Below are 16,409 nucleotides of genomic sequence, written 5' to 3'. Positions count from 1 at the left end.
CAGGGATTTGTATTTGTTTGTCATTTTTTGTTTTCCGCCAGTTTCAACACCTCGTCGGCAATGATGTCGGCGGAGTGGGGCAGACCGAGTTTCTTCACGTTTGTTGCAAGGCTCTCCAGTTTTGCCGCATCGCCCACTGTTGTCAGTGCGAGCTTTATAACATTGTCCTTTGCCTCCACATCTTTCACCATCAGCGCGGCGTCCTTCTCCACCAGTGCCATGGCGTTCTTTGTCTGGTGGTCTTCTGCCACATTTGGCGATGGCACCAGTATCACAGGTTTGCCTATCAGACAGAATTCCGAGATACTGCTTGCTCCGGCACGGCTTATCACGAGGTCGGCAGCCTTGTATGCCGCTCCCATATCGGATATGAAGTCCATCACCTTCAGCATCGGCATGTCATTGTGGGATGCCATTTTCTGCATGATGCTCTCGTGGTAGTATTTGCCGGTCTGCCATATGAACTGCACTCCCGACTCCTTTATCTCCTTGAGATGAGCCAATACGCTCTCGTTCACGGTGCGTGCTCCGAGGCTGCCACCCACTATGAGTATCGTCTTCTTCTCCGGGTCGAGTCCGAACTGTTTCACCGCATCCTCATGGCTTATCTCCGCATTCACGATATTCTGTCTGACGGGATTTCCCGTCATCATTATCTTGTCAGCAGGGAAGAAACGCTCCATGCCGTCGTAGGCAACGCATATCTTGTCAGCCTTCGTCGAAAGCATCTTGTTGGTTTTTCCTGCGTATGAGTTCTGCTCCTGGATAAGACTTGGGATGCCCAGGGCATGTGCCGCGTCGAGAGTCGCTCCACTTGCATATCCTCCCACTCCCACTGCAGCCATCGGCTTGAAGTCTTTGATGATCTTCTTCGCCATACCCTTGCTCTTCAGGTAATCTATGAGCACACCGATGTTTTTCGGCGACCACAGTGGACGTATCAGTCCTCTGACGGGCAGACCTTTGATTTCGTATCCTGCTGCCGGCACACGCTGCATTTCCATTCTGCCAAGTGCTCCGACAAACAGAATCTTTGCCTCCGGGCGCTTCGCCTTTATGGCATTTGCGATAGATACGGCAGGGAATATATGGCCTCCAGTGCCGCCACCGCTGATTACAATCCTCAGTTCATTATCCATTGTTCAGAAATTTTGTTTCTTTGTTACTTCATCCGCAGTAGATATGCTGTCTCGCAGATGTCTTTTCCTTTATCAACCTTTACCGGTTATCTTTCCCTTTGATCTTTTTCATGACCTTTGCCGGTCGTTTCAATGCTTATGCTGCTATCGGCGTTGCTGTGGGAATGTGAGCTGTTTCGTTCTTCTTCTTTGCCGACCGGCTCACGCTCAGTATCATTCCGATATACACGCAGTTCATTATAGAAGAAGTTCCGCCCTTGCTTATCAGCGGCAGCGGCTGACCGGTCACCGGCAGCCATCCCACAGCCACGCCCATATTGAACAGAGCCTGTGTGACAAGCATCAGTGCTATTCCTATTATCAGCAGTGCCGGGAAGGTGTTGGCACATCTGCTCGCTATCGTCATGGTGCGGAACAGCAGTATTATATACAGCAGACACACACCCACGGCACCTATCAGTCCCATCTCTTCAATGATTATGGAGTAGATGAAGTCGCTGAAAGCCTGTGGCAGGTAGTCTCTCATCGTGGAGTTCCCCGGTCCTTTGCCCATCATGTTTGATGATGCTATGGCAATCTGTGAATATCCCTCCTGTGCGTCATTGTTGAGGTCGAATTTCTCTGGCGGAACATCTTTGCCGTCGAGGAACTTGTCTATACGGCTCTTCCAAGTGTCAAGGCGGTGGAACAATTTCGGTTCTTTGCTATCTTCTTTGTCTGTTGCCTTGACCTTGTTCTTGTCCACCATAGCCATCCTCGGGTCCTCTTCAGCCTCTTTCTCCTTGTCGTGTCCGAAGGCCATTACGATGATCAATCCACCCACGGCCAAAATGGCAAGAGATCCCATCAGTTTGCCCAACTGCCTCTTGGGAATTCTTCCTATCCACATCATCATCAGCACCACAGCACCCAGCAGTGCTGCCGTAGAGAGGTTTTCCAATCCTATGAGAACTATGAAGCCGCCGCTGACGGTGATGATGAATTTGAATGCCCTCTTGTCGACACCCGTGTCCGTCTGCATTGCGCTCAGTATCGTTGCCACGGCGAGCACTACGGCTCCTTTAGCCATTTCAGAGGGTTGGAATTTCATGCCGATTACCGGTATGGGAATCCATCTGTGGCCGTCGTTCACGGCACCTACGAAAAAGCAGATTATGAGTAATACAAACGATATGAACAATGCCAGCGGCATGACGAGCTTGAAATATTTGCATTTCAGGTTCATCGTTGCCAGCATGAACAGCACTCCCCATCCTAACAGGAATACATGCTTGCATATCGGTCCCCAGTAGTTGGAAGTCTTGTAGGTCAAGTTGCTCGAAGCGCTGAACACCTCGATGATGCTTATTATACACAGCATGATGAAGACTCCCCATATCACAGGGTCGCCCTTTATCTTCCTTGTAGCAACTTTTTTCTCTGCCGTAGTCTCTTCTGCCATTTTCTGCCTATGTCTCCTATGCTATCAGTTTATTGTGTAATATATGGAATTTACAAGTTCCTGACGAGAGTCTTGAACTGTTCGCCTCTGTCCTCCATGTTCTTGAACAGGTCGAAGCTTGCGCAGCAAGGGCTCAGCAGTACCGTATATCCCGGCTTTGCCATCTTCTCGCATGCCTCCACGCAGTCTTTCATACAATGCGTGTCAGCCACCGGAATACCCATTCCATCGAAGAAATCATGCAGTTTCTTGTTGTCAGCACCGAGATATACGATGCCCGCACATTTCTTCTTCACCAAATCCTTTATCTCGTTGTAGTCGTTGCCTTTGTCCTTTCCTCCGATGATGAGGATGGTAGGTGTCTTCATGCTTTCGAGGGCATACCAGCATGCATCCACGTTGGTAGCTTTCGAATCGTTCACGTAGAGCACGCCACCCACGGTGGCAACCTTCTCCAGTCTGTGCTCCACACCGGGGAAGTCGCTCAGGCTCTTGCGTATTTCCTCCTTCTTGATGCCGGCGATGTTTGATGCGATACCGGCAGCCAAAGAGTTGTAGATATTATGTTTGCCCGTGAGGCTCAGTTCCTCCTGCTCCATGTTGAACGGAGTGGGGTATTCAATCTTGTACTGTCCCTCTTCGATATAACCGATGGAACCCTTCTCCTTCAGTTCGGAGAACGGACACTTCACAGCCTTGATGTCATATTTGTCGAGTTCCTTCTTTATCACAGGGTCATCGTTCCAGTAGATGAAAGAGTCCTCCTGTGTCTGGTTCTGCAGAATCCTCATCTTTGCGTCCACATAGTTCTGCATGCAGAAGTCGTAGCGGTCCAGATGGTCTGGTGTGATGTTCAGCAGGATGGCGATGTTTGCCCTGAAGTCATACATGTCGTCAAGCTGGAAGGAGCTGAGTTCTATGATATAGTATTCATGAGGCTCCTCCGCCACCTGCAGCGCCAGGCTCTTTCCGATGTTGCCGGCCAGTCCGGCGTCATAACCTGCGTTCTTGAATATATGATAGATAAGCGACGTTGTAGTCGTCTTTCCGTTGCTTCCCGTTATGCACACCATCTTGGAGTGTGTGTATCTTCCGGCGAACTCAATCTCGCTGATGATATGTATGTTCTTCTCCATACACTTTCTTATCATCGGCGCCTCCTTCGGTATGCCCGGACTCTTTATTATCTCGTCAGCGTTGAGAATCTTCTCCTCGGTGTGGTGGCCTTCCTCCCATTCCACGCCGTGGTCGTCAAGGAGCTTCTTGTATTTGTCCTTGATGGCCGACATGTCAGACACGAACACGTCGAAACCCTCTTTCTTTGCCAATACGGCAGCTCCGGCTCCACTCTCGCCAGCTCCAAGTATAACAATTCTTTTCATATTACTTTTGCTATATAATACCTTCTATTTTATTCTTTTCTTCTCCCTTTTTATCTCATCTTCAGCGTGATGATGGTCATTGCAGCCAGGATGATTGTCATTATCCAGAAGCGGATGGTGATCTTCGACTCATGGATAGCCGTGTGCGGCTTTTTGAACACATACTTGATGTTCGGGTCGAGCTGGTCGTCCGTGGTGCGGAACGTGTCGTGCAGAGGAGCACGCTTTATCAGACGCTGCTTCACACCTCTCCTTGTTCCTAACTTGGCGTAGTAGACCTGCAGTATCACGCTGAGGCTCTCCACGAAGAATATGCCACACAGTATCGGCAGCATCAGTTCCTTGTGTATAATTACGGCACATACACCGATGATGCCGCCGATGGTCAGCGATCCCGTGTCGCCCATGAACACCTGGGCCGGATACGAGTTATACCAAAGGAATCCCACCAGCGCTCCCACGAAGGCACACATGAACACCACAAGCTCCTGTGAGCCCGGTATATACATGATGTTCAGATATGCCGCATATTCTATGTGACTGCTGACATAGGCGAATATTCCCAGCGCCACACCTATTATTGCGGAGTTTCCCGCACACATGCCGTCCATTCCGTCGTTCAGGTTAGCACCGTTGGAAACAGCCGTCACCACGAGGATTGTCATTATCACGAAGAGAATCCATCCTGCCGCCGTCTTGTATTTGCCGCAGAACGACATGATGTTGGAGTAGTCCAGGTTGTGACCCTTCACGAACGGTATCGTCGTCTTCAGTGACTTCTGTGCTTCAGGGCGGTGTTTCACCACCACCTCCGTGCCGTTCATCTTCTTCATGCTCAGATTCTCGTTTATTTTGGCGTCAGGACTCAGCCACAACACCAGTCCCACGATGAGTCCGATGCTTATCTGTCCCACGATCTTGAACTTGCCCGGCAGTCCCTCCTTGTTGTGGCGGAAAATCTTGATGTAGTCGTCGAGTCCGCCGAGGAATCCCAGCCATATCGTCGTGATGATCATTAGGATGAGATAAATGTTCCTCATTCGTCCGAGCAGCAGCACTGGCAGCAGTATGGCGGCAATGATGATGATGCCTCCCATTGAAGGCACGCCGATTTTCTTCACCCCGAACGGGTCTATCTTGGCATCACGCTGCACCTCTGTTATCTGCTTGCTCTTCAAGTATTTTATGAACTTCTCTCCGAACCAAGCCGAGATGGCGAGCGAGAGAATCAGGGCGAGCAATGCGCGGAACGAGATGTATCCCCACATGTGGCTTCCCGGAATGCCGAACTGGTCTAAGAATCTGAATAGATAGTATAACATGATATATTATATTCGTTTCACTTTTTGTTTGTCCCGTAGTCTGTCTTCCGTCAGGCTTCAGGGATTGCTTCGGTGATGTGAGTATTTGGCTTTCCGCATCCTTATTTGATGCCCATAGCCTCTCTCAGCACCTCCTTGTCGTCGAAGTGATGTTTCACTCCCTTTATTTCCTGATAGTCTTCATGGCCCTTTCCGGCAACGAGTATCACGTCGCCCTTCTGTGCCAGCATGCAGGCGGTGCGGATGGCCTCACGACGGTCAACGATGCTTACCACTTTCTTCATCTGCTGGTCGTCCAGTCCGGCAAGCATGTCGTTGATTATATCCTGCGGCTCCTCAAATCTTGGGTTGTCGCTCGTTATTATCACCTTGTCGCTCTGCTTCACCGCCTCTTGCGCCATCAAAGGACGCTTGCCCTTGTCACGGTTTCCGCCGGCGCCACAGACTGTTATCACATGGCCCTTTCCTTCGAGCACTTCATGTATGGCATTGAGCACGTTCTCCAGTGCGTCAGGAGTGTGTGCATAGTCCACGATAGCCGTGTAGCCCTCTGGCGACTGTATAGGGTCGAGTCTTCCGCTCACGCTCTTCAGCGTGCTCATCACGAGGAGTACGTTCTCCGGTTTCTCGCCCAGCATCACGGCAGCACCATATACGGCGAGCAGGTTGCTGACGTTGAACTTACCGATGAACTGCACTCCCACTTCTCTGCCGTCGATTTCTAGATACATGCCGCCGAAGTGACATTCAAGGATCTTTGCCTTGAAGTCAGCCATTGTGCGTGTGGAGTATGTCTTCACCGTAGCCTTCGTGTTCTGCACCATCACCATGCCGTTCTTGTCGTCGGCATTCGTTATGGCGAACGCTGTCTTCGGCAGCTGGTCGAAGAATGCCTTCTTTGCATTGCGGTAGTTCTCAAACGTCTTGTGGTAGTCCAGATGGTCGCGTGTCAGGTTTGTAAACAGTCCTCCAGCAAAGTCCAGTCCTCCGATGCGCTTCTGTGCTATGGCGTGGGAGCTGCACTCCATGAAGGCATACTGGCATCCGGCGTCCACCATCCTGCTGAGCAGATAGTTCAGCTCGATAGGGTCCGGTGTGGTGTGGTCGGCAGGAACCGCCTCGTCCTCGATGTAGTTGCACACGGTAGACAGCAGTCCGCATTTGTATCCCAACTTGCGGAACATATTATATAATAATGTGGCGATTGTCGTCTTGCCGTTCGTTCCCGTCACTCCCACGAGTTTCAGTTTCCTCGATGGGTCACCATAGAATATCGTGGCAACCTTTCCTGCCACGTCCTCAGTGGATTCCACCTGCACATAAGACACTCCCTCGGCTTTCTCCTCTGGCAAAACCTCGCAGAGTACAGCCTTTGCGCCAAGTTCGATAGCCTTAGGTATGAACTTGTGTCCGTCCACCTGGGTTCCGCGCTGTGCGATGAACAGGTGTCCCTCCTTGATTCGGCGTGAGTCGATGTTCACGCCAGTTATCTCTATGTCTGTCTGACCGCAGACGCTGACCGTCTTCAGTCCTTTGATAAGTTCTTCCAGTACCATAGTCTTTCTTTATATATGTTATGTTGTTTTCTTTATTGTCCTTGATTTCCCCCTCCGTAGTCTGCCCTTCTGTACATTAGGGTGTCAAACTTCATTCATTAGGGTGTCAACGTCAGTTTCTGAGCTTTATCACGCAGCGCTGTCCCTTCCTTATCTTCGAGCCAGCCGCTATACTCTGCTCATACACCTTTCCTCTGCCGTAGATAGTCACCTTCAGACCTCTTGTCTCCGTGATGTACACGGCGTCGCGGGCTCCCATTCCTATCACGTCTGGCATCAGGTTTTTGGCATACGCCTTTCCCTTGGTCAGCGTCACCATCCTGTTGTTGCTCTCGGCCTTTCCCCATATCGGGTTTCCGTTTGCATAGCTGCCGTTCCATCCCTCGTTGGTCTTCACACCGAGATGTGCCAGCACATAGTCGGCGGCAAGCATGTTGCCGTTTTTCACTTCCGGCGTCAGCAGAGCGTCCGGTGTACGTGCATCGGATGCGAGCAGCTTCAGGCTTTGAGCCATTATGCCCTCCGATATCTTGTGGAACACGGCACCACTCTGTCTTCCTCCCGATGCCGGCAGTCCCGGTTTCTGTATGCATACGATGCAGCTGTATCGTGGAGCGTCGGCAGGGAAATATCCGGCGAAGCTGACGAGATAGTTCATCGGTCCGCTCTTGTATCCCGACCGTCCTTTTGAAATCTGTGCAGTACCTGTCTTGCCGGCCACCTTGAAGGATTCCGAACCGGCAGCTTTGCCCAATCCTTGACTCACCACGTGGTATAGGATTGTCTGCATCTCCTTGAGAGTCTTCTCCTTGCAGATCTTCTCCTTCACCACCACGGTGGGGAAATCCTTCACCACCTGTCCGTCTTTCACCACGCTCTTCACGAATCTCGGCGCCACCATCTTTCCGTTGTTTGCGATGGCGTTGTAGAAGGTCAGCGTGTATATCGGCGGCACCTGAGTCTCATATCCGATACTCATCCACGGCAGCGTGGTACCATACCAGTTGGTGTATTGCCCACGTTTGTTTTTCTTCGGCATGCGTATCTGCGCCTTTCCCGCTCCTTTGAACGGCAGGTTCAGTGGTGCTCCCATTCCGATGCGTCGTAGTCCCTCAACGAATTTCTCCGGGTTCTTGCCGTAGTATCTGTCGATAATCCGGCTCACTCCGATGTTGGAACTCACCTCCAGCGTGCGAGGCAGTGATATCGTCTGATAACCGCCTGATGACCAGTTGTGGTCTCTCATCTTCGCTCCGTACATGTCCCATACTCCGCCTCCGGTGTCCACCATATAAGTGGTGTCCACCACTCCGTCGTCGAGCGCCACCATTATCGATGCCGTCTTGAACACCGAACCCGGTTCGAGCAGGTCAGACACGGCGTTGTTCTTTATCTCGGCATAGTCGCCGCTTGCGAGTTTCGACATGTTCACCATAGCCTTGATGTCGCCGGTGCTCACCTCCATCACGATAGCCACTCCCACGTTGCCGTTGATTTCCTTCAGCTTCTCCAGGAGCGCCCTCTCGCAGAGGTCCTGCATTCCCACGTCGATTGTCGTTATGATGTCGCATCCGGCCACCGGCGGCACGATTATCTCAGGTATCGTCTTGTCGAACACCTTGCGTATGCGCTTCTTTCCCGGTGTGCCGCTCAGGTATTTGTTGAACGACTGTTCCAGTCCGCATTTCGGCTGCCCGTTCCATATCAGGTCACCGATTGTTCGGCTTGCGAGCGATCCGAAGGGCTTCTTCCTCGTTGTATGCTCCACTTCGTGGAATCCTCCTCTCAGTCTTGGCTCTCTGAACACCGGCAGCCGTTTCACCTCCGTCATCTCCTCGAAGGTGGCTTTCCTCTTTATTATTCTCCAGCTCTTGTTCTTCTTGTCGTATCCCTCCTGCAGCCTGTCGCGGAAATACTCCTCGCTTTTGTCAGGGAATATACGGTGCAGCCCGGCGCAGATTTTCGGGAAATCGGCTCTCCACATGGAGTCGCGCCACTCCTGACACACGCTGAAGTCTATTATAAGGTCATATTCCGGCAGTGTTCCGGACAGCAGCCTTCCGTCGCAGCTCAGTATGTTTCCGCGTTCGGCAGGTTCCGGCTTTTCCTTTACCTTTTTCTGTTCCGCCACTTTCATCCAGTATTCACGCTTCAGAGTGCCCACATAAACCACCTTTCCGATGATCAACAGGCAGATAAGCACGGCAATCCAGGCTATTATCCTGTATCTCTTCACCGATTTGGCCAAGTTTTGCTGTCTGTTTGTATTCATTGTTCCGGTACGTTTATAATATAAGGTGGCTGGTTAGGAATATGCAGCACGCTGTCTTTGCAGTTCTGCAGCATCTGCAGCACGTTGCTCTCGCGGCTTATCTTCGTCAGTTCGCTTGTTGTCGTCATCGCCCTGAACTTCGCTTCTTCCAGCTCCTTGTTGAGCTTTGAAATCTGTATTCTCTTCTGGTCGCAGCTGTATCTGTTTGACACATATACTATCATGAAGCCCACGATTATCACGATGAGCCATTTGTACTGCTTTATTATCTTTGCCTGCAGGAATTCGCCGCCGAGGATTTTCTTGAGCGAGAAGTTCGACGACATCGGCCGTTCGTCCTCTCTGGCAATCTCCTCCACAATGCGTTTCAGTTCCTTTCTTGCCTCTTGGCTTTCCAGGCTTTCGCCGGTAGCCTCCACGTCCGTCTTCCTCTTTTCCGTCGTGTCGGCGGATGCTGTCGTGTCGGCAGTGTCAGTCGTTGCGGCGTCGGTGTTGGCGTCGTGTTGGCTGGCGAGAGGTTCCGTCCGGTGCCCGTCCGTATCTGTCAGTGTCGGTGTCGTTCCCTCTTCGGCGTTTATGTCAGTATAGTCTTCTTTCATTTCTTTTGTTCGTCTCCACTATTTGTCGGCCGGTTCTCTTTTCTCTGCAATTCTCAGTTTTGCGCTTCTGCTTCGCGGGTTGACCTGCTGTTCTTCGTCGGATGGCACTATCACTTTGTTGTTGACAAGTCTGAACGGTGTCTCCACCCTTCCGAAGAAGTCCTGTGTCGTCTTGCCTTCGGCATTTCCCGTCTTCATGAAGTTCTTTACTATCCTGTCCTCCAGGCTGTGGTATGTTATCACCGACAGCCTGCCGCCCGGTTTCAGCAGTTCCGTGGCAGAGGCGAGCATCTCCTTCAGTGCCGTCATCTCGTGGTTCACCACGATGCGCAGCGCTTGGAACATCCTCGCCATGTCCTTCTTTCCCCTTTCCTTTGGAAACAGTGGCAGCGTGGCATCCATCAGGTCCTGTGTCGTCAGTATTGGCTTCTGCTCCCTCGCTTGGGCGATGGCTTTCGCTATGCGCCTTGAGTTCTTCAGTTCACCGTAGAGGTAGAACATGTCGGCGAGTTCCTCTTCCGACCTCTCGTTCACGAGGTCGGCGGCATTCTCTCCGCCCCTTTTGTTCATCCTCATGTCGAGCGGTGCGTCGAATCTGAATGAGAACCCTCTCGTCTCGTCGTCGAAATGGTGGCTCGACACCCCCAGGTCGGCAAGCAGTCCGTCGAGTCCTTCCACTCCGTAGTAGCGCATCCAGTTCTTGAGATATCTGAAGTTGCTCCTCACGAATGTGAAGTTGTCTTGCGGACTCACGTTCTTTTCCGCATCCGCATCCTGGTCGAAGCTGTACAGGTGTCCGCCACCGTCCAGCTCCTGCAGTATTCTGCGGCTGTGACCGCCACCGCCGAACGTCACGTCGACGTATGTCCCGTCATGTTTGATGTCAAGTCCGCCGACGCTCTCTTCGAGCAATACCGGCACGTGATATGTATCGATGATGGTAGCCATTGTTTTATTTAGTTTTTTCTTTAGTTTCCAGCAATATTGTCATTCACTTTCCCGTTGTCGGCATCCGCCGGCGAGGGGTCACCCATAATGCTCTCCAGAGCGGCGCCGAATTCGTCGGGCTCCATAAACGGGTCCGCGGTGTTTCCTTCGCTCCAGATCTCTATCGAGTCGCCCATGCCGATGAATTTCACCTGTCCGCTTATCGCAGCCATGTCGACGTATCTCTTTGGAATCAGGAATCTGCCGTTGCCGTCGAGCGATATCGCTTCCACGTCGCTCACGAACTGTCTGAAGATGCGCTGATGCTCCCTGTTCCAGCGGTTGAGCCTTGACCGAAGCTCGTCCATCTGCTCGTTCCATACGCTTTCCGGGTAGAGCACGAGGCATGGCTGGAACACGTCTTTGCGCAACACGAGGTTTTCCTCTCCGCCGGCTTGCAATACCTTGCGGAAAGTTGCGGGGAGGAACACACGTCCCTTCGCGTCGATCTTTGCCTCTATGTTACCTAAAAATCGCATACGTACATCTTAATGGGTTATTGGGCTTCAAAGTTACACATTTTCCCCCACACTCCGCCACTTTTCCCCACAATTTTCCTCTTTTCAGTATTTTTTTTTGATTTCTCTTCATTGCTTGGTGTTTAATGAGAGCAGGTGGTGGGGTGGGTAGATGTGGCTTTTGAAACTAAATAAATTAATAAGAGTTCACAAATGAAGATATATTATTTAACATATCAGACGCCTTGTCCAATTGGGGCATGTCACAATATTCATATTCCGGTTTTAACCCAAATCGGTCATTTGACCTTATTTGAATTTTGTTTTGATTTCTGCCATCCGGATTCAATTCATCAGATTCCTGTCGTCTGGCAGCTTCTCCTGTCTGCGAATCATCCGGATAACTCGCGGATAATCATCTGGCTGTTAACAATCTGGTTGTCAGTAGTCTGTTTGTGTAGGTATTGCATTGAAAACAGATGGCCTGATGGTTTTGTGGCGATTGTCTTTTTGCCAATATGGAATTTGGAGTAAAATGGAGTGAGATCTCCTCTAACTGTTGATGTTCCGGACTAAATGCTTGAGGTTCCATCTGGTCATTAAGAATCAGTAATATGTATAACTTTTATACATATTTGTCAACTGTATGATTTAACAATTAAGCACCGTAAAGAGTTAAAATATTCTAATTCCAAAGCATTGTTTGTTTTCCCTTGCTGCAATGGTTGGGATTGGTGACGAGTCTTGTGTCTTGTCCGGTTTCAGTGCTGACGATTATGTTTCAGTATTTGTCTGGTATGTCCGGAAGGGTGGGGCATTAGCGATGCTGTGTCATGTTCCGTCCTTTTCCGATTGCCGTGCATGTGTGCGTCTCTATATATAATAGGTAATAGAAGAGCAAAACCGGTGTTTGGAATGAAGGTCAGGCAAACAATTCCCTCAGAATGGAGAGCGACTTCATTTCGCGGAAGTCAGCCACGTGCAGTCTGTAGTAGTCTGTTATAACGTCGAGACATCGGTTGCGGTCGGCGTGCGACATCTTGAAGAGTCGCATGTTGTCGTAGTTCATTCGCATCAGAGTCTGCATCTTGGTGGCGTCGTCGCCCGTGAGGAATCCCCTCTGCTGCGGTGCCCAGTCCACGAAACATCCGTTCTGCATGTCGAATGCGCATCCCTCGCTGTAGTCCTCAAGGTTGGGAAAGAATCCCACAAACCTCGTCAGGCGCATCATGAACACAAGATGGAAGTTCGAAAAATCCTTTCTCGCTCCGTCGAGCCACTGCAGACTCTCAGATATGTAGTCGAAGAGAACCTCCGATTCCTTTTCTGACCGCGTGACGTTGGCAATGAATTCGGCGAGAAACATCGATATGGCGAGTTTGTAGGGGTCGAAGGGGATATTGGCGAATGCCACTGCCACATGAGCGTCTTTCACTGTGGCGAGTAGTCCCGGTGCCTTGCGGTCGAGAGTCAGTTCGAGAATCGACAGGGGTTGGAACAGTTGGCGGCGCCCGCGGCCCGCCTTCGACCGCCCTATGTTTAGCACGCACGACAGCCTGCCCTCCTCTCTGGAGAGCACGTCTACCATCATTTTCGAATCGTTGAACATGAAGGCGTGGAGCACTATGCAATTGATGTTGAAAGTCATATTTGTCGGCAAAATTATCAAAAAACCTCATTCGAAGGGCGTAAAATCCTTAAAAACAACAAGAAAAGCACGAATTTCAATATTTTTTCTTGAAAATATTTGTGTATATGATAAAGTTGACGTAACTTTGCACCGCAAAATCCGATTATGGTCCCTTCGTCTATCGGTTAGGACGAGAGATTTTCATTCTCTAAAGAGGAGTTCGACTCTCCTAGGGACTACAATAAAAAATAAAAAGATAATAACAAGATGGCAAATCACAAATCATCACTAAAAAGAATCCGCCAGGATAAGAAAAAGAATTTGCACAACAGATATTATGCAAAGACTATGCGTAATGCAGTTCGTAAACTGCGCGCTATGACAGACAAGGAAGAGGCTGTTAAGATGTACCCAAGCGTACAGAAGATTCTTGACAAGCTGGCTAAGACTAACCTTATCCACAAGAATAAGGCTGCTAACATCAAGTCAAGCTTGGCACAGCACATCAATAGCCTTGCCTAAGTCAAGAGTCGCACTATGGGGCGATGTAAAATGTTATTGAATCATACGGAATGCTGCAATCGGAAGATTGTGGCATTTCTGCGTTATGGCATATCGTTATGTTATGGCATATCGCCGTTTTGCATGCCGATGGTGGCGTGAGGATGATGCAGCGTTATGTGTATGAAAACAAAGGCCTGGCAGATGCGGAATCTGATGGCCAGTTTGGAAATAACCCCAATATGTCGAGGGTGAAGAGGAACGGCGACACTTTTTAAACCGAAAATTTCCCTATGTCAATAAAATTGACTATCTTTGCCCCTTGAAAAAATCAAGAAATCAACAATGTCAGACAATCAGATAAACGAGAACAACTATTCCGCCAGTAACATTCAGGTGCTGGAGGGTCTTGAGGCTGTGCGCAAGCGTCCGGCCATGTATATCGGCGATATCAGTGAGAAAGGTCTCCATCACCTTGTGAACGAGACCGTGGACAACTCCATCGACGAGGCGATGGCAGGCTATTGCACGCACATCGAGGTTACCATCAACGAGGACGAGTCTATCACGGTGCAGGACAACGGACGTGGTATTCCGGTGGACATGCACGAGAAACTCCACAAGTCGGCACTCGAAGTGGTAATGACGGTGCTCCACGCAGGAGGAAAGTTTGACAAGGGATCATACAAAGTCAGCGGAGGACTCCACGGAGTGGGTGTGAGTTGTGTGAACGCGCTCTCCACAAAGATGCTCTCGCAGGTGTTCCGCAACGGCAAGATCTATCAGCAGGAATACGAAAAGGGAAAGCCTCTCTATTCTGTGAAGGTAGTGGGAGAGACCGACCAGCAGGGAACACGCCAGCAGTTCTGGCCGGACCCAACCATATTCACCACCACCACGTATAAGTACGACATCATAGCCAAGCGAATGAGAGAGCTGGCATATCTGAATGCCGGCATCACCATAACGCTTACCGATATGCGTCCCGACGAGGAGGGAAAGACCCGTCAGGAGGTGTTCCATGCCAAGGAGGGACTGAAGGAGTTCGTGCGCTACGTCGACCGCCATCGCACCCACCTCTTCGATGATGTCATCTATCTGAAGACCGAGAAGCAGGGTATTCCAATCGAGGTGGCTATCATGTATAACACCGACTATAGCGAGAATATCCATTCATACGTAAACAATATCAACACCATAGAGGGAGGAACACACCTTGTGGGCTTCCGTATGGCACTCACCCGCACGCTGAAGAAATACGCCGACAGCGACCCGGTGATCTCAAAGCAGATCGAGAAGGCGAAGATAGAAATCGCCGGAGAGGACTTCCGTGAGGGACTCACCGCCGTAATCTCGATAAAGGTGGCAGAGCCGCAGTTTGAGGGACAGACAAAGACGAAGCTCGGAAACAACGAGGTTACCGGAGCCGTGCAGCAGGCCGTGTCGGAGGCGCTGACAAACTATCTGGAGGAGCATCCGAAAGAGGCGAAGCAGGTTTGCGAGAAGGTCATCCTTGCAGCTACGGCACGTATCGCGGCACGCAAGGCACGTGAGAGCGTGCAGCGCAAGAACCCGATGACCGGAGGCGGACTGCCGGGAAAACTCGCCGACTGTTCCAACCGTGACCCGAAGGAGTGTGAGATATTCCTCGTCGAGGGAGACTCCGCCGGAGGTTCGGCAAAGCAGGGCCGCGACCGCTACACCCAGGCAATCCTGCCGCTCAGAGGTAAGATCCTGAACGTGGAGAAGGTGATGTGGCACAAGGTGTTCGAGAGCGAGTCGGTGATGAACATCATCCAGAGTATCGGCGTGCGCTTCGGAGTGGACGGCGAAGAAGACAAGGAGGCGAACACCGAAAAGCTGCGCTACGACAAGATCATCATCATGACCGATGCCGACGTCGATGGTTCACACATCGACACGCTCATCATGACGCTCTTCTATCGTTTCATGCCGAAGGTGATACAGGAGGGACATCTCTATATCGCCACTCCGCCACTGTATCTCTGTACCTTCAAGAACAAGGTGAAGGAATACTGCTACACCGAGCAGCAGCGACAGGCGTTCCTCGACAAATACGGCAACGGCGTGGACGACGACAAGAATATCCACACACAGCGATATAAAGGTTTGGGAGAGATGAACCCGGAGCAGCTCTGGGACACCACAATGAATCCTAAGACCCGTCTGCTCAAGCAGGTGAACATTGAGAATGCCGCCGAGGCGGACGAGATATTCTCTATGCTTATGGGCGACGACGTGGAGCCACGCCGCCAGTTCATAGAGCAGAATGCCACTTACGCCAACATCGACGCATAAACAGCCGGAAGGCGTCGGGACGGTACGTGGAAACATCCGGTTCCCCGGAAAGGAAACGGACCGGAAAACGGCAATAAGACGGAATCTGATGGTTGGTAATGCCTATACTTCATGGCAGAAAGCTAAAAAACGAAGAAAAAGCAGATACAAACCACATATTTTATGCATAAAACGTTGCGCACGTTAATAATAATTGTTAACTTTGCAGCGTTCAGTGGAATGGGGAGCCCCGAAGGAGCTCCTCATTTTATTTTAAATCCCCGACAGGCGACACTTTCTGATGGATGACATTCTCTTGCCGCCTCAAGGGAATTACCACAAGTTATTTTATTTATGATAGACAAAAACGTAGTTGAAAAATTAGTTAACCAGTGGCTCGAGGACAAAGACTATTTCCTCGTTGACATTGAGATTAGTCCAGACGACAGAATCGTCGTGGAGATCGACCATGCAGATGGCGTGTGGATTGAGGATTGCGTGCAGCTCAGCCGCTTCATAGAAGACAACCTCAACCGTGATGACGAGGACTACGAATTGGAGGTTGGCAGCGCCGGCCTCGGACAGCCTTTCAAGGTGAGACAGCAGTATCTCAACTTCATCGGAAAAGAAGTGGAAGTGCTCGACGCCGACGGAAAGAAATGGAAAGGACTGCTCAAGAGTGTGGATGGAGACGATTTCACCATCACCGTGAAAGAGAAAGTGAAGAAGGAAGGAGCCAAGCGCCCGGTAATAGAAGACGTTGACAAGACCTTCGGCATGAACACAGTGAAATATACAAAATACTTAATAAGTTTCAAATAAGC

14 protein-coding genes and 1 tRNA gene are annotated in these 16,409 nt (G+C 50.6%); 5 read left to right on the top strand and 10 right to left on the bottom strand.

The features are described from left to right. Nucleotides 1-20: 20 nt before the first annotated feature. The 10 genes from murG to recO form a co-directional block, all read right to left on the bottom strand. Nucleotides 21-1,139 carry an undecaprenyldiphospho-muramoylpentapeptide beta-N-acetylglucosaminyltransferase gene (gene murG, locus ST42_RS06580; RefSeq protein ID WP_022316030.1) on the bottom strand — a complete coding sequence of 373 codons (1,119 nt, stop codon included), beginning with the start codon at nucleotides 1,137-1,139 and terminating at the stop codon, nucleotides 21-23. 136 nt (nucleotides 1,140-1,275) lie between these two features. Then, nucleotides 1,276-2,580, bottom strand: coding sequence for an FtsW/RodA/SpoVE family cell cycle protein (locus tag ST42_RS06575; RefSeq protein WP_044072918.1), 1,305 nt, complete (start codon nucleotides 2,578-2,580; stop codon nucleotides 1,276-1,278). Nucleotides 2,581-2,630: 50 nt separating this feature from the next. Continuing rightward, nucleotides 2,631-3,962, bottom strand: coding sequence for a UDP-N-acetylmuramoyl-L-alanine--D-glutamate ligase (murD, locus tag ST42_RS06570; RefSeq protein ID WP_022316032.1), 1,332 nt, complete (start codon nucleotides 3,960-3,962; stop codon nucleotides 2,631-2,633). Nucleotides 3,963-4,012: 50 nt separating this feature from the next. Further along, a complete protein-coding gene (locus ST42_RS06565; RefSeq protein WP_022316033.1) occupies nucleotides 4,013-5,284 on the bottom strand; it encodes a phospho-N-acetylmuramoyl-pentapeptide-transferase in 1,272 nt (423 codons plus the stop codon). Between the two features lie 101 nt (nucleotides 5,285-5,385). Beyond that, entirely contained in the window at nucleotides 5,386-6,840 is a 1,455-nt protein-coding gene (locus tag ST42_RS06560; RefSeq protein ID WP_044072916.1) for a UDP-N-acetylmuramoyl-L-alanyl-D-glutamate--2,6-diaminopimelate ligase, read from the bottom strand. 112 nt (nucleotides 6,841-6,952) lie between these two features. Continuing rightward, nucleotides 6,953-9,112, bottom strand: a complete 2,160-nt coding sequence (locus ST42_RS06555; protein WP_022316035.1) for a penicillin-binding protein — start codon at nucleotides 9,110-9,112, stop codon at nucleotides 6,953-6,955. Continuing rightward, entirely contained in the window at nucleotides 9,109-9,711 is a 603-nt protein-coding gene (locus tag ST42_RS06550) for an FtsL-like putative cell division protein (protein WP_052484710.1), read from the bottom strand. The genes ST42_RS06555 and ST42_RS06550 overlap by 4 nt, the downstream gene beginning before the upstream one ends. Before the next feature lie 18 nt (nucleotides 9,712-9,729). Beyond that, nucleotides 9,730-10,659, bottom strand: a complete 930-nt coding sequence (rsmH, locus tag ST42_RS06545) for a 16S rRNA (cytosine(1402)-N(4))-methyltransferase RsmH (protein ID WP_022316037.1) — start codon at nucleotides 10,657-10,659, stop codon at nucleotides 9,730-9,732. Nucleotides 10,660-10,679: 20 nt separating this feature from the next. After that, on the bottom strand, nucleotides 10,680-11,177 hold the full coding sequence (gene mraZ, locus ST42_RS06540) for a division/cell wall cluster transcriptional repressor MraZ (RefSeq protein WP_022316038.1): 498 nt from the start codon (nucleotides 11,175-11,177) through the stop codon (nucleotides 10,680-10,682). Between the two features lie 901 nt (nucleotides 11,178-12,078). Continuing rightward, nucleotides 12,079-12,804 carry a DNA repair protein RecO gene (gene recO / locus ST42_RS06535; RefSeq protein ID WP_042517908.1) on the bottom strand — a complete coding sequence of 242 codons (726 nt, stop codon included), beginning with the start codon at nucleotides 12,802-12,804 and terminating at the stop codon, nucleotides 12,079-12,081. Nucleotides 12,805-12,953: 149 nt separating this feature from the next. On the opposite strand from recO, the gene ST42_RS13820 reads away from it, so the two are divergent. The 5 genes from ST42_RS13820 to rimP all read left to right on the top strand — a co-directional run bounded on the left by ST42_RS13820 (nucleotide 12,954) and on the right by rimP (nucleotide 16,407). Continuing rightward, a tRNA-Glu gene (locus tag ST42_RS13820) sits at nucleotides 12,954-13,025 on the top strand. Nucleotides 13,026-13,053: 28 nt separating this feature from the next. Further along, nucleotides 13,054-13,308, top strand: coding sequence for a 30S ribosomal protein S20 (rpsT, locus tag ST42_RS06530; RefSeq protein WP_022316040.1), 255 nt, complete (start codon nucleotides 13,054-13,056; stop codon nucleotides 13,306-13,308). A gap of 98 nt (nucleotides 13,309-13,406) precedes the next feature. Then, a complete protein-coding gene (locus ST42_RS06525) occupies nucleotides 13,407-13,565 on the top strand; it encodes a hypothetical protein (protein ID WP_156132463.1) in 159 nt (52 codons plus the stop codon). A gap of 67 nt (nucleotides 13,566-13,632) precedes the next feature. Next, entirely contained in the window at nucleotides 13,633-15,606 is a 1,974-nt protein-coding gene (gene gyrB, locus ST42_RS06520) for a DNA topoisomerase (ATP-hydrolyzing) subunit B (protein WP_042517912.1), read from the top strand. A gap of 333 nt (nucleotides 15,607-15,939) precedes the next feature. After that, nucleotides 15,940-16,407, top strand: coding sequence for a ribosome assembly cofactor RimP (gene rimP, locus ST42_RS06515; RefSeq protein ID WP_042517913.1), 468 nt, complete (start codon nucleotides 15,940-15,942; stop codon nucleotides 16,405-16,407). Nucleotides 16,408-16,409 lie beyond the last annotated feature (2 nt).

This window comes from Prevotella pectinovora, from assembly GCF_000834015.1.
Lineage (GTDB): Bacteria > Bacteroidota > Bacteroidia > Bacteroidales > Bacteroidaceae > Prevotella > Prevotella pectinovora.
This window is presented reverse-complemented; position numbering and strand designations above follow the sequence as displayed.